Annotated in this window: 21 protein-coding genes; 2 read left to right on the top strand and 19 right to left on the bottom strand. The window is 36.0% G+C overall.

Annotated elements, in window-relative coordinates; all coding sequences use genetic code 11:
• Nucleotides 1-213 precede the first annotated feature (213 nt).
• The 7 genes from ABS916_RS05565 to arcA form a co-directional block, all read right to left on the bottom strand.
• A complete protein-coding gene (locus ABS916_RS05565) occupies nt 214-1,209 on the bottom strand; it encodes a LacI family DNA-binding transcriptional regulator (RefSeq protein WP_350450944.1) in 996 nt (331 codons plus the stop codon).
• 30 nt (nt 1,210-1,239) lie between these two features.
• Nucleotides 1,240-2,100: an ROK family protein gene (locus ABS916_RS05560; protein ID WP_350450943.1), complete on the bottom strand. Its 861-nt coding sequence runs from the start codon at nt 2,098-2,100 to the stop codon at nt 1,240-1,242.
• A gap of 215 nt (nt 2,101-2,315) precedes the next feature.
• Nucleotides 2,316-3,020 carry a Crp/Fnr family transcriptional regulator gene (locus tag ABS916_RS05555; RefSeq protein ID WP_350450942.1) on the bottom strand — a complete coding sequence of 235 codons (705 nt, stop codon included), beginning with the start codon at nt 3,018-3,020 and terminating at the stop codon, nt 2,316-2,318.
• Nucleotides 3,021-3,166: 146 nt separating this feature from the next.
• Nucleotides 3,167-4,108 (bottom strand): carbamate kinase, encoded by a 942-nt coding sequence (arcC, locus tag ABS916_RS05550; RefSeq protein ID WP_350451071.1) that lies wholly within the window; start codon nt 4,106-4,108, stop codon nt 3,167-3,169.
• A 15-nt stretch (nt 4,109-4,123) separates the two neighbouring features.
• Nucleotides 4,124-5,551, bottom strand: a complete 1,428-nt coding sequence (arcD, locus tag ABS916_RS05545; RefSeq protein ID WP_502880584.1) for an arginine-ornithine antiporter — start codon at nt 5,549-5,551, stop codon at nt 4,124-4,126.
• Nucleotides 5,552-5,685: 134 nt separating this feature from the next.
• Nucleotides 5,686-6,702: an ornithine carbamoyltransferase gene (gene argF, locus ABS916_RS05540; RefSeq protein WP_350450941.1), complete on the bottom strand. Its 1,017-nt coding sequence runs from the start codon at nt 6,700-6,702 to the stop codon at nt 5,686-5,688.
• 44 nt (nt 6,703-6,746) lie between these two features.
• Nucleotides 6,747-7,988 carry an arginine deiminase gene (gene arcA, locus ABS916_RS05535; protein WP_350450940.1) on the bottom strand — a complete coding sequence of 414 codons (1,242 nt, stop codon included), beginning with the start codon at nt 7,986-7,988 and terminating at the stop codon, nt 6,747-6,749.
• Nucleotides 7,989-8,227: 239 nt separating this feature from the next.
• On the opposite strand from arcA, the gene ABS916_RS05530 reads away from it, so the two are divergent.
• Complete coding sequence (locus ABS916_RS05530; RefSeq protein ID WP_350450939.1) at nt 8,228-8,716, top strand: arginine repressor; 489 nt, start codon at nt 8,228-8,230, stop codon at nt 8,714-8,716.
• 99 nt (nt 8,717-8,815) lie between these two features.
• Here ABS916_RS05530 and ABS916_RS05525 read toward each other — a convergent pair whose 3' ends face one another.
• The 3 genes from ABS916_RS05525 to ABS916_RS05515 form a co-directional block, all read right to left on the bottom strand.
• On the bottom strand, nt 8,816-9,247 hold the full coding sequence (locus tag ABS916_RS05525) for an organic hydroperoxide resistance protein (RefSeq protein WP_350450938.1): 432 nt from the start codon (nt 9,245-9,247) through the stop codon (nt 8,816-8,818).
• Nucleotides 9,240-9,683, bottom strand: a complete 444-nt coding sequence (locus ABS916_RS05520) for a MarR family winged helix-turn-helix transcriptional regulator (RefSeq protein ID WP_350450937.1) — start codon at nt 9,681-9,683, stop codon at nt 9,240-9,242. Before ABS916_RS05520 ends, ABS916_RS05525 begins: the two co-directional genes overlap by 8 nt.
• Nucleotides 9,684-9,760: 77 nt before the next feature.
• Nucleotides 9,761-10,183: a secondary thiamine-phosphate synthase enzyme YjbQ gene (locus ABS916_RS05515; RefSeq protein WP_350450936.1), complete on the bottom strand. Its 423-nt coding sequence runs from the start codon at nt 10,181-10,183 to the stop codon at nt 9,761-9,763.
• A gap of 104 nt (nt 10,184-10,287) precedes the next feature.
• On the opposite strand from ABS916_RS05515, the gene ABS916_RS05510 reads away from it, so the two are divergent.
• Nucleotides 10,288-10,731: a YaiI/YqxD family protein gene (locus tag ABS916_RS05510; protein WP_350450935.1), complete on the top strand. Its 444-nt coding sequence runs from the start codon at nt 10,288-10,290 to the stop codon at nt 10,729-10,731.
• 305 nt (nt 10,732-11,036) lie between these two features.
• Here ABS916_RS05510 and ABS916_RS05505 read toward each other — a convergent pair whose 3' ends face one another.
• The 9 genes from ABS916_RS05505 to fliR form a co-directional block, all read right to left on the bottom strand.
• On the bottom strand, nt 11,037-12,731 hold the full coding sequence (locus tag ABS916_RS05505; protein ID WP_350450934.1) for a methyl-accepting chemotaxis protein: 1,695 nt from the start codon (nt 12,729-12,731) through the stop codon (nt 11,037-11,039).
• Nucleotides 12,732-12,978: 247 nt separating this feature from the next.
• Nucleotides 12,979-14,607, bottom strand: coding sequence for a methyl-accepting chemotaxis protein (locus tag ABS916_RS05500; protein WP_350450933.1), 1,629 nt, complete (start codon nt 14,605-14,607; stop codon nt 12,979-12,981).
• Nucleotides 14,608-14,954: 347 nt separating this feature from the next.
• A complete protein-coding gene (ftsE, locus tag ABS916_RS05495) occupies nt 14,955-15,671 on the bottom strand; it encodes a cell division ATP-binding protein FtsE (RefSeq protein ID WP_350450932.1) in 717 nt (238 codons plus the stop codon).
• Between the two features lie 116 nt (nt 15,672-15,787).
• Complete coding sequence (locus ABS916_RS05490; RefSeq protein WP_350450931.1) at nt 15,788-16,543, bottom strand: flagellar hook-basal body protein; 756 nt, start codon at nt 16,541-16,543, stop codon at nt 15,788-15,790.
• 12 nt (nt 16,544-16,555) lie between these two features.
• Complete coding sequence (locus tag ABS916_RS05485) at nt 16,556-17,314, bottom strand: flagellar hook-basal body complex protein (RefSeq protein WP_350450930.1); 759 nt, start codon at nt 17,312-17,314, stop codon at nt 16,556-16,558.
• Nucleotides 17,307-18,023 (bottom strand): sigma-70 family RNA polymerase sigma factor, encoded by a 717-nt coding sequence (locus tag ABS916_RS05480; RefSeq protein WP_350450929.1) that lies wholly within the window; start codon nt 18,021-18,023, stop codon nt 17,307-17,309. The genes ABS916_RS05485 and ABS916_RS05480 overlap by 8 nt, the downstream gene beginning before the upstream one ends.
• Nucleotides 18,024-18,120: 97 nt before the next feature.
• Nucleotides 18,121-20,202, bottom strand: coding sequence for a flagellar biosynthesis protein FlhA (gene flhA, locus ABS916_RS05475; RefSeq protein WP_350450928.1), 2,082 nt, complete (start codon nt 20,200-20,202; stop codon nt 18,121-18,123).
• Nucleotides 20,203-20,229: 27 nt separating this feature from the next.
• The gene (flhB, locus tag ABS916_RS05470) at nt 20,230-21,297 is read right to left on the bottom strand and encodes a flagellar biosynthesis protein FlhB (protein ID WP_350450927.1); all 1,068 of its coding nucleotides are present in this window, start codon (nt 21,295-21,297) and stop codon (nt 20,230-20,232) included.
• Between the two features lie 252 nt (nt 21,298-21,549).
• Nucleotides 21,550-22,302, bottom strand: coding sequence for a flagellar biosynthetic protein FliR (gene fliR, locus ABS916_RS05465; protein ID WP_350450926.1), 753 nt, complete (start codon nt 22,300-22,302; stop codon nt 21,550-21,552).
• Nucleotides 22,303-22,306: the final 4 nt, after the last annotated feature.

The following is a 22,306-nucleotide window of genomic DNA, read 5'->3' as shown; positions in this document are numbered from 1 at the left end:
CCTCCTTTTCATTTTTGGAACCGGTTTCTATTTTTAGTTTAACCGATTTCATTTGTTCTGTCTAGCTTAATGTATATAAAAATCCTATGACTACCGTATGAGCTTAATGAAATTCACCTTATAGCGCATAAGAATACTTTGACTACCATATCGGTTAAATAAAATGTATCTTACCGATATAAAAATCAAAAAAAGTTCGATATAATTTCAAAATTATATCGAACTTTTTTTATAAGAAGTAGTTGATTCTCTCTTTACCAAAACATTAGGCAATTCTAAATTACGTATGCTATCCTCACCTTCAATTAATCCAATAAGGTTCGCTACCGAAACTGAACCTAATTCTTCATATGGGTATTTTACAGTTGTAATAGTTGGTGTAACGATTGATGTAACTTCATAGCCACCAAATCCAGACAATGAGAAGTCTTCTGGAATTGTTAATCCTAATGTGTGCGCAGCTTTCATAACGGCTAACGCGATATTATCAGTTGCACACAGAATATACGTCGCCGATGTTTCTGTCAATGCACTCATCGCTTTTTCATAAGCTTTTGAAAAGGAAAAACTTGTTTCAACAACTTCAACAGTCGTCTCTGGAGAGCTTTTCAACGCATCTAAAACGCCTTTCGATCTCAACTGTCCTACTGCCTCATCTTCTTCAAGAACGGTAAAATACAAAAAGGTTTTGTGACCTAAATTAGTTGCATAACTTCCCATTTTAAACCCAGCTTCATACTCTTGATGAACGATCGTATTTAATCCATCTGCAGACTGTCCCAGTAGCAAAACCGGAATATTGACGTCTGCAATTGCTTTTCTATGCGCTTGAGTCACAACCGTCGCCAATAAAATGATTCCATCTACTTTTTGTTTAGCTAAAGTATAAATATTTTCAACTTCATGTTCAACATTTTGATTTGTATTTGTAATAATTAATTGATAGTTTTTATTTCTTAATTCTTCATCGATACTCGCTAATATCGTATTTGTTGCGAAGGAATCTAGTCGAGGAATGATGGTACCTATCATCTTTGTTTTTTTCGCTTTTAAACTTTGCGCAAAAGTATTCGGTGTATAGCCGGTTTCACTAACAATTTGATCTAACTTGGTTTTCGTTTTTTTACTAACGGATCCGCCATTCAAATACCTGGAAACCGTACTTTTAGCTACCCCAGCTTTATGAGCGATATCTTTTATGGTTACCATCTTATCACCCTACGTTTCTTTGATCTTTACTCATAAATTTGCTTCAATAGCCATCAACAAGCAACCCGTTATTCCTGCATTGTCTTCAAGTTCTGGAGTGACAATGTACTCATCTAAAGAAGGAGTCGCAACATAACCAGCCATCAATTGAGTAAATTGTTCTTTGATCATAGAGAGCAATTGAGTTTGTTTCATAACCCCTCCGCCCAAAATGATTTTTTCAGGGCTAAGAATCAATGTATAATTCACTAGAGCTTGCGCCAAATAAAACGCTTCTATCTCCCAGACTTTTTTATCTTCTGCTAACTCATACCCTTTTTTTCCATAGCGTTTTTCAATAGCTGGGCCTGCAGCAACACCTTCTAAACAATTTCCATGATAAGGACAAACGCCTTCAAAATCATCATCAGGGTGCATGCTAACTAAAAGATGTCCCATTTCAGGATGCCCAAAACCGCTTAGTACTTTCCCATCAACTACAGCTCCACCGCCGATTCCGGTACCAACAGTTAGGTAAAGGCAGCTTTCCGTTCCTTGAGCGCTTCCTTTTTTAAGTTCTCCGTAAGCGGCTGCATTTACATCTGTCGTCCAAGCAACTGGAATACCGTATCTCTGTTTAACTGCTCCTAAGAAGTCAAAATTCTTCCATGCTGTTTTTGGAGTCGATGTTACATATCCATATGTAGCTGATTTTTCATTAACATCAATTGGTCCAAAAGATCCAATTCCAATAGAAGCTAATATATACTGATCAAAAAAGTCAAAAACTTGTTTCAGGGTTTCTTCTGGTGTAGTAGTAGGAATACTTACACGTTCTTTTATCTCTAATTGCTTATCGCTCACTGCACAGACAAACTTTGTTCCGCCTGCTTCAATTGCACCATACATCATACTTTTTCCTCCTAATGAATCTCCATAATAACTTTAGAAAAGGTTTTCTTAATCATCATATTACCACAGAATTTTCAAGAGTACTAGACGAGGAATGACTCTTTACAGGTGATAAAATTAACCTTAATAAAAAAGCTCCAAAGTAGTTTCCTGCTTTAAGAGCTTTATACCTACTAGCTATTTACGGTTTAAGTCAACGCTAGTAGATTCCTAATTTATTCTGTATAAGAGTTAAAATAAATCAAGTCTTTAAATACAAAAAGCTTGTGTTCATATTCTAACTTTTCCCTTTCTTTTAGTTTTTTAATCGTGTTTCCTACCGTTTCTCTTGAGCATCCACTCATATTCGCTATTTCATTAATCGTAATTGGATAAGGTATGTTGACCATTGTTGGATTGGAGTAGTCTCCCAACTCTTTCATTAAATAATTTAATGCTTTAATGATCCGATTTGTGGCATTTGATACGACCAAATACTGTAATCTTTCTTCATGACTTTTAAGAATTTTAGATAGTTTATGATAGAAGAAAATCATTTGTTTAGGATTTTTTTCTATCAGACTTTCAAAAAGAGTTGTTGGAATATAATACAACTCTATATCTGTTAAAGCATACGCAGAGTAATGATAAACCTTATCGGAAAACATTCCACCATACGGGAACAATGTTTCTTTTTTCACATAGTCAGTGTACGTGTAAAAAGCACTTTCGTCATATTTTTCAAGTCTAACCAATCCGTCGACTAAATAAAATATTTTTTCACGAATGTCTCCTTCGTCAAAGAGAATTTGTCCTTTTTTATACTTACGCAGATACATATTCTTTCGCAGAAGATTAAATTCGGAATCAGTAAATTCTGAAAAGACAGGCTTGTACCGTAGTTCATATAAGTTGATTACCTTTTTTTGAATGGTTGTCATCAAAACACTCCTATTCATGCTGTTCATCCTTAAACACTTGCCGATAGATAACTTATTCACAATATAAGTATAACACAAAAGCAAAAAAAGCCTTCTGAATAAAGGCTTTTTTGCTTTATTATGTGTTTCTCTTAATAGCGCTTACATCATTTTGTAATAATTGTTCCCGCCCCTTCTGTTAAAACATATTCGATATTTTTTAAAGATGTAACAATTGCTTTTCCATTTTTTGAATTTTCTACAAACGCAATTGCAGCTTCTACTTTAGGCAACATACTTCCTGCAGCAAATTGATGCTCAGCAATATAGCTTTTCATTTCGGTAACCGTTACTTCATTAAGTTGTTTTTGATTGGGTTGATTGTAATTGATATAGATATTATTGACGCCTGTCAACACCACTAGTAAGTCCGCTTGTATCAACTCTGCTAGTTTTTGAGAGGCAAAATCCTTATCGATTACAGCTTCAATACCTCTTAGTTCATTATCTCTTTTTACGACTGGAATACCGCCTCCACCTACCGTTATTGGAATGACTCCATTTTCTACTAATTGATTGATCACACTATACTCTTTAATACTGATGGGTTTTGGTGAAGGAACGACTTTGCGCCAACCTCTTCCAGAGTCTTCTTTAAAAACGGCTTGAGATCTTTCCATTTCTGCTTCAGCTTCTTCTTTTGACAGGAATGGCCCAACGGGTTTACTTGGCTGCTCAAAGGCAGGGTCTGCCTCATCAACAACCACTTGAGTGATCAATGAGACCACTTGCTTATTTATATTTCTTTTCTCTAAGGCTCGCCCAAGCGCATTTTGCATCCAGTACCCAATACTGCCTTGTGTCATAGCTACGCAGGTATCTAATGGCATAGCAGGATTATTAGGTGTATTTCCTGCAATCTGTTGTAATAATAAATTTCCTACCTGTGGTCCGTTACCATGTGAAATAACCAAGTCATCACCATTCTCAATAAATTTCACCAAATACTCTGCTGTTTCTGCAAGTGCTTGTTGTTGTGCTTGCGCACTTGCATCATTTGACAATATTGCATTTCCACCTAAAGCTACAACGATTTTTCTTTTTGTCATCATTATCACATTCCTCTACATATTACTGATGTCAATTGACCCATTTACAATCTGTATAATCGCTAGTATAAACAGAAACACAATGACGGCTGCTGCAATCCATTCACTCTTAGAAAATATTTTTTCATTATTTTCTTTTTGTACCCAAGCATAAATAATAATCCCTGGTGCGTACAACAACATGGTTAGCAGTAAGTAATCCACTCCACCGGCATAAATCAACCAAATAGCATAAATACTCGCTACTATTCCAATAAAAATATTTTGGTTCCGACGTTTTGTATCACTTGTTTCCATTAATGACAGTTTTAATTGATAAAAGGCTGTAAATGCATAAGGAATTAAAATAGCTGATGAAGCCAATGAAAAAGCGAAATTATAAGCACTTGAATTGATTAAAAAAGTGAATAAGAACAATTGGATCAGTACATTTGTAAATAATAATGAATTAACTGGTGCCCCATTTTTATTTTCTTTAATAAAAAATTTAGGGAAAGCACCTTGTTTTGCTGCTTGAAAAGGCAATTCAGCCGCAAACATAGTCCAAGCAAGCCAAGCGCCCGATACAGATATGATCACACCAATATTGATCAACACTGCACCCCACTTACCAACAACACTTTCTAACAAATAAGCCATTGCAGGTTGAGGCAAGTCAGCTAATTCAGGTCTAGTTAAAACAGCCATTGATAAAATCGTAGTTAGTAGATAAATGGCAATCACGGTTACTAAACCGATAATCGTTGCTTTACCAACATCAGATTTATGCTTAGCTCGACCGGAGAAGACCACTGCTCCCTCAATACCAATAAATACCCATACCGTAACTAACATCGTACCTTGAACTTGGTCCATCACTTCTTTAAATGAAAAATTTCCGGAGATCGTTCCCCAAAAGTCAGCTGTAAAAACATCTAATTTAAAGGCTACAAACATGGCCACAAAAAAGATGGCTAACGGAATCAATTTTGCTGCTGTGACGATTGCATTGATAAAGGAAGCTGTTTCGACTCCTTTTAATATAAGTGCGTGAACCAACCAAAGCATAACAGATGCCCCGATAACAGAAGCTAAGTTCTGACCGTCTCCAAAAATAGGAAAAAAATACCCGATTGAGCTGAATAGTAATGTTCCGTAAGCAACATTTCCTAAAAATGCTGACAACCAATACCCCCATGCTGAGTTGAATCCCATATATTTTCCGAATCCTTCTTTAGCGTAACTATAAATCCCAGCATCCAAGTCAGGACGCTTAGCAGATAAATTTTGAAAGCAAAATGCCAAGAATCCCATTCCTACACCGGCTATAATCCAACCAATGATTACCGGACCTACAGAAGCTTCTACAGCCATATCGGACATTAAATTGAAAATTCCGCCCCCAATAATTGAGCCTACAACTAGAGCAATTAAAGGAACCAAGCCTACTTTTTTATCTTCCACGATTTTTCCTCCTCAGTTTTAATGACTTTACTGTGTAGCCTAAACTAAAGTGTGGTATTCGTTTACTCGTATAAATACAAGTATGAGAACAATCACTTCTCATACTTGTGGGTTCATATAATTTATTTTGTAACCTAGACTTTAGGAATGAATAAGTTCCCTAACGTTGCAGCCATAATAGCTTTGATAGAGTGCATCCGGTTTTCAGCTTGCTCAAATTGACGTGCATGTTTGCTTCTGAATGCTTCGTCAGTAATTTCCATCGCATCGATATGATGTTTTGCTTTTACGTCTCTTCCATAGTCGGTATTGGTATCATGGAAGGCTGGTAGACAGTGAAGAATAATCATGTCATCTTTGCCAGTTGCACGAACCATATCCATATTTAACTGATAAGGAGTCAATAACTCGATCCGTTCTGCAAACTTTTCTTCTTCTCCCATAGATACCCAAACATCGGTATATAAAACATCTGCCCCTTTAGCGCCTTCTGCAACATCTTTTGTAATCATTAGTTTACTACCAGATTGGTCAGCAAACGTTTGAGCCATATCGACTAATTCTTTTTCTGGGAATAAAGATTCAGGTGAGACGATTCGAATGTTTACTCCTAAAATTGCACCTGTGACTAGCAAACTGTTTGCTACATTGTTACGGCCATCTCCAACATAAGCTAACGTAAGTCCTTCAAGCTGTCCGAAGTTTTCTTTAACCGTCAAAAAGTCTGCGATCATTTGCGTTGGATGCCATTCATCCGTCAACCCATTCCATACGGGAACACCTGAAAATTCTGCTAATTGCTCTACAGTACTTTGTTTGAATCCACGAAATTCAATTCCATCAAACATACTCCCGAGTACTCGTGCTGTATCTTCAACCGATTCTTTCTTACCTAATTGGATATCATTTTTCCCAAGGTACTCAGGATGTGCGCCTAAATCGATCGCAGCCGTCGTAAAAGCAGCCCGTGTACGTGTAGAAGCCTTTTCAAACAACAAAGCGATATTTTTTCCTTCTAAATAATGATGTGGGATTCCTTTCTTCTTTAACTCTTTTAAGTGTGCGGATAAGTCAATCAAATACATCAATTCATTTTTTGTAAAATCTTTTTCAGCTAACAAACTACGTCCTTGAAATATTTGTTTTGTCATTACTTATTCCTCCATATACTTAAATCTGATTTTTAAAACAGTTCTTATTGTTTTGGTAAATCTTCCCGAATCAAAGGCATACTCATGCATCGTGGACCACCACGACCTCTAGACAATTCACTTGAGGCAATCTCAATCACTTCAACTCCGTGACTTCTTAACAATGCATTCGAAACATAGTTACGATCATATGTGACCACTACTCCAGGAGCGATAGCTAATGTATTGGAACCATCATTCCATTGTTCACGAGGAGCAGCAATCGCATCTCCGCCACCACATGGAATCAATGTCAATTTTGGCACATCAAGTGCTTCACGTAAAATTTCTTGTAAGTCTGAACGCTGGGTCATCTTCACTGTTCCAGGTTTGTCACCTTTTTCTAAAATAAAGGTGTCTACTTCACCATTATTTTTTTGGATGCCAGGATGGATAGTAAATTTATCATAATCAACCATTGTAAACACTGTATCCAAATGCATCATCGCACGAACATTGGGAATTTTTATTGCCAATACTTTTTCAAAATTAGAGTTGCGTTCAAACAATTCGATTGCTAATTGTTCAATAGCTTTAGCTGAAGTCCGTTGGGAGATACCAATTGCTAGTACTTTATCGTTTAAGACCAGTTCATCTCCGCCTTCAATTCGAGACGTATGATTACGATCTCGCCATACTTCGACATCTTGATCAGCAAATCTTGGGTGGTACTTCATGATTGCTTCAATAAACAGCGGCTCTCTATTACGAGCTTCAAAAGCCATATGATTAATGGTTAGTCCTTTTCCAATTGCAGCAGCTGGGTCTCGAGTAAAATAAAGATTTGGCATTGGATCCATAAAGAATGGGTAAACTTCTTCACTTGATACATCTGCTAAATGATGGCTTTCAATACTGACATCTTTCTTCCGGATACCTGCCATGATGGCATCAACCATTTCTTGTGTATCAAAACTGAGCAGATACTTCTTTAGTCCTTCTCTAACACCATCCGTTTCAATATTTGATTCATCTAAAATTCGATCAAGAAATTTTTCTTTCATCTTACCAGCATCGATTGCTTCTGCGGCTAGTTTTTCCAAATACAATACTTCAACACCGCGATCGATCAATGCTTGAGCAAAGGCATCGTGCTCTTTTTGAATAACTGGTAAATGAGGAATATCGTCAAATAACAAGCGCTCCATAATTTCAGGGGTCAAATTTTCTACTTCTTTTCCTGGTCTTTTCAATAATACCGTCTTTAATTTTCCAATTTCCGACATGACATGAATGGGTGTTGTCATTGTATTTAACCTTCCCTTCTTGATGCTTCTTATTGATTACACACCTATAATACCGTTTACCTTTTTTTTATGAAAGTTTAAAGTTCACACTTGAAATGTCGATTTCATCACATTATTTTTCTTCTTTTTCATATATATTCTTTTTATAGAATATTCACTATGTAACGAATCTTTATACTGTATATGAATGTTCTTTATACATTTTTTATTAACTGATTTTTTTAGAAAGGAGGGGAAATATGAAGAAAAAAGATCGATTATTTACGATAAAAAAACTTATTCTCAATAATAATATTGCTACACAGCAAGAATTAATGGATCACCTGAAAAAAGAAAATATCCAAACTACTCAAGCAACTCTTTCTAGAGATATAAAAGAATTAAATTTAATCAAAGTAACACAATTAGACCGAACAACAAAATATACATTTTTCCACGACGCTTTTCTCGAAAAAAGTCTATATTATAGACTAGAAAAAGCGTTACATAACTACGCAATAAGCATAAAGTGTATCAATTTTTTTGTTGTCCTTTTTGTTCGTCCTACTCATCCAAGAATTATTGCTTCTCTGATTGATGAATTAAAGATACCGGCCATTGCTGGTACAATTGCTAGTTTCGATACTTGTTTGATCATTTTAAATACAGAACAAGAAGCTCAACTATTGTGTACTTGTTTGTCTGATATTATTCTTGAGCAATCTACTGATGATTTAGAAAAAAATTAGCTCCTTTATTTTAAAAAAATTTACATAAAAAAAACTAACCTGAACAAAAGGGGTTTTTACACCTCACTTTTTCAGATTAGTTTTTAATTTGTTACAATTTTATTTGTATTCTATCGCTTTTATATCAACATTAATATTGTTTTGAACAGCTTTAGAATATGGACAGAATGCATGTGCTTTTTCTGCTAATTCTTGGGTTGTTTCAAGATCTTGTCCTTCAATAGCAACAGTAAGTACAACAGATAGTTTGAAACCATTATCTGTAGGGTCTGAATTTAAAGAAACTTCTGCAGTTACTTCTGATTTAGCTTGAATTTTAGCTTGTTGAATCATAATTTCTAGTGCTGAATTGAAGCATGCACTGTAACCTAATGCAAATAATTGTTCTGGGTTGGTTCCTTGACCAGGTCCCCCCATTTGTTTTGGAGTAGATACTTTCACAGAAAAAGAACCATCAGGTAAACGACTTTCACCGTTACGTCCACCAGTATTGATTGCAGTTGTTTGGTACATTAATTTTGATTCAGTCATGATTAATTCCTCCTAAAATTTTTGTTAGTTCATTTATTTTTCCTAAAATGTCAAAATATTCTTTTTCATCCAAATTTAACAGGTCTAGGCAGGCAGAAACCTTCTCAAGCAACTCATCCTTTAAATCATCAGCTTTTGAAGTAGTCGCAATGATTACTCTTCTTTCATCTTCCGGATGACGATTTCGAGTAATAAATCCATTTGCTTCCATTCGCTTCAGCATCGGTGTTAAAGTTCCACTATCCAGTCCAAGTCTAGTTCCTAATGATTGAACACTCAGCCCAGATTCTTCCCATAGTACAAGCAATGTGACATATTGAGTATACGTAAGAGAAAAGGGTTCTAATACCGGACGATAAAGTTTCGTAAACTGTTTCGATAAAGAATAAGTAGAAAAACATAACTGTTCTTCTAGCAAAAAGTTGTTTCCTTCCATACTTGTTCCTCCTAAATAAGTTGTGCACAATTAAATTGTACACTATTTAATTTTAAATTACAATAGTTTTTAGCTTTCTATCCTTCAATGATTTTCACCATAAAATTTCGTTCTCTCGGCCCGTCAAATTCACAAAAATAAAGACTTTGCCATGTCCCTAAAATCAAACATCCCTTAGAGATTATTAAGGTTTCACTTGCCCCTAGAACGGAAGATTTCATATGCCCATCTGAGTTTCCTTCCATATGTATATACTCTTCTTTATTGGGAAACGTCTGGTTTAATCCTAAACTCAGATCCGTTTTGACATCTGGATCTGCATTTTCATTAATGGTGATCGCTGCTGTAGTATGGGGGCAAAATACTAACATTAGTCCATTCTTTATCCCACTTCTAGATAAAGCTTGTTGCAAATACTCATCAATGTTTATAAACGATTGTTTTTCTTCTGTTGAAAGCTCAAATGTATAAAGGTTATTGGTCATATTATTCAGCTCCATTTCTTCTTTGCCTCCATCATACAGTATTCTAAAGTAATCCTAAACATATACGCTAGAAACTGATATACTAAGAGAATAAAAATAAGTAGAAAGTCGGTGAAATCTTGCAGATTTATATCGATGCAGATGCCTGTCCAGTAAAAAATATTATTATTGAAGAAGCTTTAGCAAAGAACATTCCTGTCACACTTGTAACCAGTATCTCGCACTTCTCGACCAAAGAGCAGCCTGCGGGAGTAAATACCGTTTATGTTGATACGGGAGCTGAAGCTGCAGATTATCGGATCATAAAATTAATCGAAAAAGGCGATATCCTTATCACACAAGATTACGGTCTAGCTTCGTTAGGATTAGGAAAAGGGTGTACTGTTCTTCACCATACAGGATATACGTACACCTCAGAAAATATCGATCAATTGCTGCAATCCCGTTATTTGAGTGCTATGGTTCGAAAAAGCGGCAAACGAACAAAGGGTCCAAAACCATTTACAGATGAGAACCGCAGAGAATTTAGACAGCGATTCAAAGAACTTCTTTCTACTCTATAAAAAAACATTCCTATTTTGATGGTCTCTTCATCAGAATAAGAATGTTTTTTTATACCGTTTATTTTTTGCGCTTACCTGAAGCTCCACTCATCCTTGAAAGGGCATTTCATGGATGAGTGGAACCTAAAAGTAGCTCTACTTGTCTATGAAACGACTCTTTATGGATAAGTGACGCCTAAAATGAGCTTCACTTATCCATGAAAGTTAGTTTCATGGCGAAGTGAAGCACTAAAAAGATCTCACTCTTCCATGGAAAAGTGAGATCAAAAATTTGTATGAAGTTAGGTCTTATTTTGACTTAATTTTTACAGTTTAAAGTGACTAACCATTTCAGTTAGGTTTTCAGCTAGGTTGGCAAGCTGTTCTGAACTTCCTGCAACTTCCTCCATAGAGCTAGTAATTTGTTGTGAAGCTGCAGATGTCTGCTCAACTCCCGCAGCCGATTCTTCTGAAACGGATGCAATTTCTTCAATAGAGCTATTCATGATCTCGCTGTTAACTTTGATGCTTTCTAAGTTTTCGGAAATCCCTTTGATTCCATCTACCATAGTAGTAACAGAAGCATTGATTTGGTTAAACGTTTGGCCAGTCTTAGCAATTTGACTTGTTCCTTCTTCTACTTCAACATAACCCGTTTGCAACGAATCACTTACTCGTTTCGACTCCGTTTGTATCTTTTCAACAAATCCAGTAATATCTGCGATGGAAACTGCTACTTGTTCAGCTAATTTACGGACTTCATCTGCAACAACAGCAAATCCTCTACCATGTTCACCAGCTCTTGCTGCCTCAATAGCTGCATTCAAAGCTAGTAAATTAGTTTGATCGGCAATTTTTTGGATGATCACGACTAAATTATTAATCTCTTGAGTTTGATTATCTAAAGTAGCCATTTTAGCTACTGCATCTTGAACGATTTCATCGATTTTAGCCATTTGACGGCTAGTATCTTCCATATATTGCTTTCCTTCAGTTGTCATAGATAAAACACCCATTGATGAATCTTTAATCTTTTCACCATTCTTATTGGTACTTTGAACTTTTTTCGTGAAGTTTTCCATGACAACGGCTAAATTACTGGCAGTCGTTGCTTGTGTTTCCGAACCTGTTGCCAACTCTTGCATTGTTATGGCTACTTGCTCAGAACCTGATTTCACTTCACTTGCTGATTGATTCAGTTCTTCACTATGACTGCTTAAATCTTCTGAAGCTTTTGCAATACCCTTCATAACGCTTTTGACCGTTTTTTGCATTTTATTCATAGAGATACTTAATTTACCTGTTTCGTCTTTTTCAGTTATTTCTAAGGGTTCTGAACTAAGATCTCCTGCAGATATGCTCTGCATTCTTTGCATCACTACATTAAGCGGTTTTACAATGTTGTTAGATGTCAAGTAAGCTACAACTACTGATAAAACAGCAACAAGTATCATTATAATAATACCAATTATTGCTACACGTTCCCCATTTCCAATAGCTTCTTGACCAATAGTGTTAATTTCTTTTTCGCGTTCTTCAGCTAATTCAGAAAATCCTGCAACTAGCTCTTTCTCAATTGGTTGTGCTTGTCCTACCATAATTTCACGGACACTTTCCATATCCCCATTGTCATAGGCTGCAAGAGCTTCATCAGTCAGCATGCCCCACTCGATTTTTTTACTGATTAACTCATCTAATTTTTCAGAATCACTTAATTCTAATGCTTGATTTTCTAGCGCAATACTTATGTCTGTTTCATCTTCAAATTCTTGTCTATATGATTCATCCTCATATAACATGAACCCTCTCATCAAACTAGTTCGTTTATTCATATTCGTTGATAATTTTTCGTCAACAATTAACAGCGCCATCTCTTGTTCCAATATCTGTTTTACTGAATCATTTGTTTTGTTTATTGAGTTGATTGTGTAAAAGCTCAATACAAGCATTAATACGATTGTAACTGCAAAACCTGCTAAAATTTTCGCTCGAATACTTTTAAACTTAAACCTGTTTTTCATTTTTTTTGCTCCCTCTTATTTGTTAGCTGATCTAAAGCTGCTGCCTTATGCGGAACTATTAATCACTAACTCCCTTTTTTATTCTTAAAGAATTCTTCTTGTACCTTTAATGCTATGCCCTTATTAACAGGCAACCTTATAATTACTGTTCCTTCAAACGACTCTTTGCCGATTCATACAACGAGACTGGGAAAATTTCCCAGCCTCTCTATTTATTATCCATTATCGTTAAAATTTTCTCACTAGTTTAGAGTTTAAATTCATCCACCATATCAGCTAAACCTTTTGCCAAGTCAGCCAATTGTTCTGAATTCCCAGCAACTTCTTCCATAGAACTCGTGATTTCTTGTGAAGCAGCTGAAGTTTCTTCGATTCCAGCAGCAGACTCTTCTGAGACAGATGCGATCTCTTCGATTGAACTATTCATAAGTTCACTGTTTGCTTGAATACTTTCTAAGTTAGTAGAAATATCTTTAATGCCTTCTACCATTTTAGTAACAGAATTATTGATTTTATTAAAGGTTTCTCCAGTCTTTTTAATTTGACTAGTTCCTTCTTCAACCTCGGTATAGCCTGTTTGTAAAGAATCGATTACTCTCTTAGACTCATTTTGTATTTTTCCGACAAATCCAGTGATATCTGCGATTGAAACGGCTACTTGTTCAGCTAATTTTCGTACTTCATCTGCCACAACTGCAAATCCTCTTCCATGTTCGCCAGCACGTGCTGCTTCAATAGCTGCATTTAAAGCTAACAAATTGGTTTGATCAGCAATTTTTTGTATGATAACAACTAAATTATTGATTTCTTTTGTTTGATTATCTAAAGTGGCCATTTTAAATACCGCGTCCAAAACGATTTCATCGATCTTAGCCATTTGGCGACTCGTATCTTCCATGTACTGTTTGCCTTCATTAGTCATATATAAAACGCCAATAGAAGAATCTTTGATTTTCTCACCGCTCTTATTGGTCGTTTGCACTTTTTTAGTAAAGTTATCCATCACAACAGCCAAGTTGCTTGCCGTTGTTGCTTGTGCTTCTGATCCAGTTGCTAATTCTTGCATAGTCGTGGCTACTTGCTCAGAACCTGATTTCACTTCATTGGCAGACTGTGTAAGGTCATTGCTGTGATTCGTTAACATTTCAGAAGCCATTTTCATGCCTTCCATCACTTCTTTTTCCATAACTTGCATTTGATTGATCGCTATAGCCAATTGACCAGTTTCATCTTCTGATGTTACTTCTAAAGGTTCAGAAGTGAGGTCACCATAAGCAATAATATTCATACGTTCCATCACTTTTTTTATTGGTTTAGTAATAGAATTAGACGTTAATAAAGCTATTGAAATTCCGAATAAGATGACTAGCAAACTAATGATAACCGTTAAAATTAAGGACTGTTTTCCTAAATCAATTACAGAGTCTGCTTTATTAGTGATAGATGCTACTCGTGAAGTTGTTAATTTTTCATAATCTTGTATTAGAGCATTAGAATACGGTTCTACTGAAGAATGAAGATAACTAGTAGCTCCAGTAACATCTCCCTTATCATATCTTCCAAAAACATCCGTTATTACTTGTTCTTCCCAATCGCTTGTTTTATTGATAACATTTTGTACTTCTTCTGATCCTGATAGAGTTAAAAGTTGTTCTTGATACTCTTTACTTTTTTCCGTATATTGATCAAATAAGTTTTTATACATGGCATCGCCAAACAATATGTATCCTCGTGCTGCTGCTATTCTCTGTGAGATGCTTAAACTCAATTGGTCATCAGCAATCAATAAGGCTAGTTCTTCATCCACCATTTCTTCTGTATTGCTATTCGTATTTATAATATTGACAGTCGTTATTGTAGCCATAATAATTACCAAACCTATAACCACCATAAATGGCACCAAAATTTTAGCTTTCAAGCTTTTAAAATTGATCATTTTCTTGAGTTTACTCAAATCGAGACTTTTAAATTCTATTTTTTTCATTTTACTCATTTTCTCTTTTATACTATTTTGCACCTGACCTTACATCCTCTCATTGTTAAAGTTTCCCCTATAGTTGAAAAATTCTTTTTGCGTATTCCTTTATCTTTTACTATATCGGTATTTTTTCAGAATACTTAATAAATAATAAAGTTTCTTTTCAATTAATTTTCAAAAAAAAAAAAGATGCCTTTAGCATCTTTTTTGACCGAACCTATCTCTTATTAAACTAACTTGTTCATTTAAATAGCCACATATTCTCCAAGTGAGATATCGTATTGAATCACATCATCATCTTTCTTTTCATCCCAAACAATTTTTCCTTGTTCAATCTCTATTACGCGATTACGGAATTTATCTACTATTCCCCGATTATGCGTAACCATTACTATTGTAGTACCTTTTTGATTGATGCGGTAAAATAAGCGCATGATCTCTAAAGCTGTTTTAGGGTCTAGATTACCTGTGGGTTCATCTGCAATAATTAATTTGGGCGAATTGACAATTGCACGTGCAATTGATACTCGTTGTTGTTCTCCACCAGAGAGTTCTGTTGGTTTATCATTCGCCTTATCTTCTAATTCAACATAACGCAGTGCTTGCATCACTAACGGTTCAATCGCATCTGGTTCAGTTCCAATGACTTCCAATGCATAGGCGATATTTTCAAAAACGGTGCGATCCAATAATAATTTAAAATCTTGAAAAACAACACCAATCTGTCGTCTAAGTTTAGCAATATCTTTTTCTTTGATTTTAGATAATAATTGTCCACAGACTTCAATTTGCCCTTTAGTCGCTTTTTCTTCTCTATACAATAATTTTGCCAATGTTGATTTTCCAGAGCCGCTTGCTCCTACCAAGTAAACAAATTCTCCATCTTCAATAGTAAGGTTAACTCCTCTAAGAGCTTTTACACCTTTGGAATAATTTTTTACAACATTTTTCATTCTAATCATATTTTATCACCTGATTTACCTCAAATTCTTCCCTGACGTCATCATCCTATGCGTCAAACCAAATCCGATAGTGCATGTGCCAAAGTTATCATCTCAATCTGTTGGTCCACCAAATTCTATTGTTTAAATTGGTTGATCACAGAAGACATTTCATCTGTTCCCTGAGCGACTTTAAGATTTAAGGAATATGAACGCTGTGCCAACATCATTTCAGTAATAGAAGAGGCTAAGTCAACGTTTGATGCTTCTAAATAATTTTGTTGAATGGAACCTTCACCTGTTCCAAAAGCACCATTGTAACTATATTTGTTCTCTCCAATAGGTTCCAGTTCATTTGTTTGAGTTGGATAAAATAAAGGAATTGTTCCTACTAATGTACTTCCATTCTCTGAATGAATCGTTACGTCTCCATTTTCAGCAATAGAAACATCACCCTCAGGCCATTGATTGGTTGGGATAAGCGTTTGAATTTCTAACGTATCCCCGTTATCATTTGTGATCGATTTGTCTTCATTTACATGGAATGCTCCATCACGTGTCAAATAACGTTCTCCATTTTCTCCAACAACTCCAAAGAAACCTTCTCCAGCAATCGCTAAATGATAATCATTTGGATCAGAAACTAGTGATCCTTGCGCAAAATTCGTAGACGTTACACCACTTTTTGAACCTCTATTGATCCCAGCATCTTGAACCGTATCTGATAGAAAATCTGCTTCACCATTCATATCATTCAGCAGCAACTCATTAAAACTGATATTTTTAGATTTATATCCGGTTGTATTAATATTGGCAATATCATTCGATACAGCATCCATTTGATTTTGGATCGCATTCATGCCACTTTTACTGATACTTAAAGGTATACTCACTTTCTTTTCCTCCTAGACTTTCCCAACTTCATTTACCGCTTTTCTTAACGTTTCATCCGCAGCACTGAGGGCTTTTTGATTGGCTTCAAATTCTCTTGAAACTTGCATTAAGTTCGTGATTTCATCGACTGTTTGTACATTTGATGTTTCCAGATAATTCTGCTGCATAACTGTTCCACCCATTTGTACCGTACCACCTTGTCCAGTGAACAATGTGTCTCCAGCTCTGGTTAATCCAGCTGTATCCTCAAATTCAGTTACCATCAAACTCATTCCTGTTCCTGAAATATTGCCTCTATTGTCAATTGAAAACTCTGTTCCATTAACTTGAATTGGAGAAGGCTGTCCATTTGCTGTTGTCCCAAGAACACGGTAGCCTTCTTGAGTGACTAGTTCTCCTGTATCGTTAACAGCAAAGTTCCCGTTACGTGTATAGTAATTCCCACCATTTGGCGCTTCTACTGTAAAAAAGCCGTCTCCTTGAATCGCTACATCTGTTGCAGAAGCAGTAGCTTTCAAACCCCCTTGGCTAAAATTTTGAGCGATTTCATCAATCTGATTGCCAAAGGTAAAGCCGCCGATATCTTGCTGTTGATTTAAAAACGGGCCATCTAAATGGTTGGACATCATTTCTGATGCGCGGGTACTTTGAATAATTTCTTGCGATTTGTAACCTGAGGTATTGATGTTGGCTACATTTGCACTAATGTTCTCTTGTTTTTTTTGTAAGATATTAAAATTATTATTGAGTGTTGTTAAACTTCTAATCATCGTATTCTCTCCTCATCGATTCTTTTAATTTCAAAATCATTTTGCCGTGTATTTGTGAAACCCTAGGAACCGAAATATCGAAAATATACGCAATTTCTTTGAGTGACAGTTCTTCAACATAATACAAATTTAAAATGGTTTGTTCTCTCTTATCTAACTTGCTGACATTTTTTGTTAGCAGCTGCTGACGTTCTTTGTCTAACAAGGTGTCTTCAGAACCCGTCTCATGCTTATCTTCTAAGAAATCAATCAACTCGATCGAATTTCCGTCATCGCTAAACATAACTTTTTCTAGTGAGACAGATGCAAGATTATGTACTGTTTCGTGAATTTTTGTTAAGGCTTTTTCATCAATCTTCAATTCTTCGCAAATTTCTTTTTCAGTAGGTGTACGCATAAGTGTGGCTTCTAGCTTTTCTTTCGCACGATAATAGTCGTTCAACTTTCCCATTCTGGTTCGAGATACTGGAGCCGTTTTTCTGATTTCATCAATGATGGAGCCTTTTATTCTAATATACGCGTATCCCTCGAAAGGAACTTTTTTCGATTTATCGAATTTTTCCAGCGCATCCATAAGACCAATAACCCCTATATTGTACAAGTCATCCCGGTCATACTCGCTTCGCTTAACGTCGATTCGATTAACGATTTTTTCTACTAGGGGAAGGTATTTAATGATTTCCTTTTCCCTATCATTTTCATAATACATTTATACCCCTCCACCTTAGAAAACGGAATGAGTTGGAACGAATAGAATCTCTAACATTCCAGTCCTTCCTTCACTCAGCTTACTATTTTATTTGCACTTATCCTTCGATCATCCCGACTGTTTCAATCGGTATATCATTTGGTACTTCATTCAATGAAACCACCGTTAAATCAGGAAAATTATACGAGATTAAATTTTTCATTGCTGGTCTAATTTTTGGCGAAGCTAGTAAGACATGCGGTATTCCTCTTGCTGACAGTTGGTTATGGATAGATGTGATGCTGTCAAAAATCCGCGTAACCGTCTCTGGTTGCAAGATTGGAATGGAACCAGCAGAAGATTTTTGGATGCTTCTTGTGATTAGTTCTTCTGTATCGGGCATTATGGTAACTACTTGAAGAACATTTTGTTCGTCTAAGTAAGGTTTGACCACTGTCCGTTTCAGAGCTTGACGTACATATTCAGTCAGCATTTCAATGTCTTTAGTTGTATTTCCATAATCCGCTAAAGTTTCCAAAATAGTCACTAAATCATTGATAGGAATACTTTCTTTCAATAAGTTTTGCAAGACTTTTTGAACTTCACCTAAACGAAGAATGTCGGGGATCAGTTCATCAATGACTACGCCATACTTATCTTTGATTCCTTCGAGCAATTGTTTCACTTCTTGTCTGCCTAATAATTCGTAACTTGACTTGTAAATGGTCTCTTTCAAATGAGTCACTAAAACCGTTATCGGATCTACGACTGTATACCCTCTTAAATCAGCCGTTTCCCGGTCGCCTTCATTTACCCACATGGCATCCAAACCAAAAGCAGGTTCTTTTGTTGGAATCCCGTCAAAGTCAAATTCTGTTTCGCCTGGGTCTACGATCATATATTTATCTAAATACAATTCCCCGCGAGCCACAGCGTTTCCTCTGATTTTGATTACATAATCATTGGCTTTCAGCTGCAAATTATCTCTAATGCGTATCGGACTCAATAAGATACCTAATTCATGAGCACTTTGTTTGCGAATGGTTGTGATATGGCTCATCAAGTTATTGTCTTGATTTTCATCCGCAATTGGAATCAAACCATATCCAATTTCAATGGATATGGGATCCACTTGGAAGGAAGCCACTGATTCATCGGTACTTTTTTCTTGATTCGTTCGCTGTACAGCTTTTGACCGGATTTCTTTGGCTTGTTGGTTTGATTTCTTTGATTTTTCATTTTCCATCAATAAGTATCCAGCCGCTCCAGCCACTAATCCCAATAATAAAAATGGAATAGTTGGAAATCCTGGCATAACAGCAAATAACAGCAAAATCGCTGATAGCATCATCATTACTTTTGGTGAATGGAATAATTCTTCTCCAATGGAACTACCAAAACCTTTAATACTTCCAGAACGGGTTACTAATATCCCAGATGCTACTGAGATCAATAATGACGGAATTTGACTAACTAATCCGTCCCCAATAGTTAATTTACCAAATGTTGTCAAGGCTTCCATGATTTCCATATCATTTTGTAGTGAATGAATGGCAATTCCACCAATAAGGTTAATAACCGTAATAATTAACCCTGCGATAGCATCACCTTTTACGAATTTACTCGCTCCATCCATTGCTCCGAAAAACTGGGTTTCTCTTTCAAGGTCTGAACGTCTTTTTTTAGCTGTATCTTCATTGATCAGCCCGGAGTTCAAATCTGCGTCAATTGCCATTTGTTTACCTGGCATAGCATCTAAAGTAAAGCGTGCAGAAACTTCAGAAACACGACTTGCTCCATTGGTTACAACCATCATTTGAATAATAACGATAATAATAAAGATTACCGCTCCAACAATGAAATTACTTCCTGTTACAACGTTAGCAAAGGTTTCAATTACGGCTCCTGCTTCTCCTTCAGTTAAAATTAACCGCGTAGAAGAGATATTCAGTGCTAAACGAAACATGGTTGTAATCAATAATAATGTCGGAAAAGTTGAGAATTCTAACACATTTTTTGTGAACAAAGTCAGCAGTAATATCGTAATCGATAATGCTATGTTAATAATCAGCATAAAATCGAGTAATCCAGCTGGTAATGGAATAATGATCATTCCTAATATCATCATTACAAAAAATGCAACAATGACATCCATAGAACTAGTTAGTTTTTCAATTTTCCCCCAAAAAGCAGTAGACATGTTTTTGAACTCCTCATCTTAAAAGCATTAAATCTTGTGTTTGTTTATTTCTTCCATTTGGTAAACCAATGCTAGTATTTCAGCAATGGCTTGGTAAAGGTCAACGGGCACTGGTTGGCCGACCTCGACTGTTTTGTACATGGCTCTAGCAACTGGTTTATTTTCAATAATCGGAACATCAAAGGCTTTGGCCCGTTCTCTAATTTTGGCAGCTTGATAATCTGCCCCTTTAGCTACAATGATTGGAACGTCATCTTTGCCTTTCTCATAGCGAATCGCAATAGCCAAATGAGTTGGGTTCGTTATAATGGCGGTTGCAGTCTCGACGTCTTGTAATGCGCCTTTTGTCAGCTGACGGTAACGCTGTCTCCTTTGAGACTTGATTTGTGGATCGCCTTCAGATTCCTTATACTCATCTTTTAACTCTTGTTTAGACATCTTTAAATTTTTCCGGTAGTCATAAACTTGGTAAATGTAATCCACCAAACCTAATATAAGAAGTAGTACACCCAATTGGGTTCCCAGTTCCATTACAAGGTCGGACATTAAGAAAAACAGCTTTTCCGTTCCAACATTGCTGGAATTAAGAATCAAGTATACAGAAGTTTCAAGTGTTTTATACGCCATCCAAAAGACTAATGTTAGTTTGGCAACATTTTTGACCATCGTAAACAATGTTTTTTTACTAAACATATTTTTAAAGCCGCTAATTGGATTTATTTTGCTTAACTTAAACTTAATGGGCTCCGCAGAAAACAGAAATCCAGTCTGGGCAATACTCGATACAAATGCTGCTACAAATGCAATGGCTAAAAATGGACCAGCTAACATTAAAACAAACACAATCGATTTCATCCCAATATCGGCTAGATTATTTTCTAGTCCGTTTACGGTAAATCCGGCCGATAAGTAATTCTGTAAATACAGTAAACTGTATTTCAATATGTAATTTCCTAAAAAAGTTGCAGTGAGGATAAACACGATAAAGGTAACAGCGGACGTTAAATCTGGACTTTTAGGAATTTCGCCTTTTTTTCTAGTGTCCCGTAATTTCTTGGGACTGGCTTTTTCTGTTTTTCCATCTTTTTCCGCCATTCACTTTCACCTCACATTTTTTTGTGCTTTTAAATTATTTTAATTAATTATCCAGAATTTCTTCCGGAATGAACGGGTTTGCTTGTGGAGAGCCATGAGACCGCCGAAAGCCATAGTCTTTCTGGCTTTCAAGCCTCAAACAAAGCGTAAGCGCTGAAGCTTTAACGCTCTGTCATTCGCATTGAATCCTTTGCATGGCTACCAGCACCTCTATTCCTCCAAAGATTCCTTTTAAATCATTAAAACCATTTTTTAAAACGACTGAATAAATTCATTCATGTATTTAACCATTAACGGCAATATTTCATGAATGTTTTCAATTAAAGTTGGGAGCAAAATCAGCATGATCACAAAACTTGCCACGATTTTTAAAGGCATTCCTAAAATCAAGACATTGATTTGAGGAACCGATCGTGAAATCAATCCTAAGATAACTTCCGTCAATAAAGCGACAATTACCATTGGTGCGGATAAGTTAAACGCCAACTCAAAAATAATACCTAATAACTTCATCATTCCTTCAACACCAAAATCACCTATATTAGTACTAGATATTGGCATCGTTTGAAACGATTGAATCAAACTTTTAATCACAACATGATGAAGATTGGTCAAATAGAATACACACATGGACAACCAATAATAAATTTTCCCATAATAGGAAACGTTTATTCCCATACTTGGATCGTAAACAGCTCCCATTGAAAACCCAACTTGAAAGTCTACAAAATTCCCTGCAATTTCAACTGCAGAAAAAAAGAGTTTTGTAATAAATCCAATGGCTATCCCAAGCAGAACTTCTTTTAAGATCAGTATGGCGAAGAAAAATGTGCCTGCTTCTTGCTCCATCACGGGCACTGCTGAATAAGCTGCAAGCGTGATTCCCATGGATAAAGCAATTTTAGCTACACTTGGTAGACCTTTAATGGAGAACCCTGGACTCACTACTATAAAAGAAGTTACCCGTATAAATATTAAAATGATTGTTTGCAGTTGTATAGTCATGTTT

The organism is Carnobacterium sp. (assembly GCF_040274945.1).
In the GTDB taxonomy this organism is placed as follows: Bacteria; Bacillota; Bacilli; order Lactobacillales; family Carnobacteriaceae; genus Carnobacterium_B.
The sequence above is the reverse complement of the archived record's forward strand: the minus strand, read 5'-3'. Positions and strand labels throughout refer to the sequence as shown.

Excerpts from the sequence above, each read along its gene's own strand:
- ABS916_RS05525 (WP_350450938.1), bottom strand. The coding sequence starts at position 9,247 with ATGACTGAATCAAAATTAATGTACCAAACAACTGCAATCAATACTGGT.
- argF (WP_350450941.1), bottom strand. The coding sequence starts at position 6,702 with ATGACAAAACAAATATTTCAAGGACGTAGTTTGTTAGCTGAAAAAGAT.
- ABS916_RS05485 (WP_350450930.1), bottom strand. The coding sequence starts at position 17,314 with ATGATTAGAAGTTTAACAACACTCAATAATAATTTTAATATCTTACAA.
- ABS916_RS05505 (WP_350450934.1), bottom strand. The coding sequence starts at position 12,731 with ATGAAAAACAGGTTTAAGTTTAAAAGTATTCGAGCGAAAATTTTAGCA.
- ABS916_RS05530 (WP_350450939.1), top strand. The coding sequence starts at position 8,228 with ATGAAGAAAAAAGATCGATTATTTACGATAAAAAAACTTATTCTCAAT.
- flhA (WP_350450928.1), bottom strand. The coding sequence starts at position 20,202 with ATGTCTACTGCTTTTTGGGGGAAAATTGAAAAACTAACTAGTTCTATG.
- fliR (WP_350450926.1), bottom strand. The coding sequence starts at position 22,302 with ATGACTATACAACTGCAAACAATCATTTTAATATTTATACGGGTAACT.
- flhB (WP_350450927.1), bottom strand. The coding sequence starts at position 21,297 with ATGGCGGAAAAAGATGGAAAAACAGAAAAAGCCAGTCCCAAGAAATTA.
- ABS916_RS05480 (WP_350450929.1), bottom strand. The coding sequence starts at position 18,023 with ATGTATTATGAAAATGATAGGGAAAAGGAAATCATTAAATACCTTCCC.
- ABS916_RS05515 (WP_350450936.1), bottom strand. The coding sequence starts at position 10,183 with ATGGAGCTGAATAATATGACCAATAACCTTTATACATTTGAGCTTTCA.
- ftsE (WP_350450932.1), bottom strand. The coding sequence starts at position 15,671 with ATGATTAGAATGAAAAATGTTGTAAAAAATTATTCCAAAGGTGTAAAA.
- ABS916_RS05520 (WP_350450937.1), bottom strand. The coding sequence starts at position 9,683 with ATGGAAGGAAACAACTTTTTGCTAGAAGAACAGTTATGTTTTTCTACT.
- ABS916_RS05555 (WP_350450942.1), bottom strand. The coding sequence starts at position 3,020 with ATGACAACCATTCAAAAAAAGGTAATCAACTTATATGAACTACGGTAC.
- arcA (WP_350450940.1), bottom strand. The coding sequence starts at position 7,988 with ATGACAACACCCATTCATGTCATGTCGGAAATTGGAAAATTAAAGACG.
- ABS916_RS05560 (WP_350450943.1), bottom strand. The coding sequence starts at position 2,100 with ATGATGTATGGTGCAATTGAAGCAGGCGGAACAAAGTTTGTCTGTGCA.
- arcC (WP_350451071.1), bottom strand. The coding sequence starts at position 4,108 with ATGACAAAAAGAAAAATCGTTGTAGCTTTAGGTGGAAATGCAATATTG.
- ABS916_RS05565 (WP_350450944.1), bottom strand. The coding sequence starts at position 1,209 with ATGGTAACCATAAAAGATATCGCTCATAAAGCTGGGGTAGCTAAAAGT.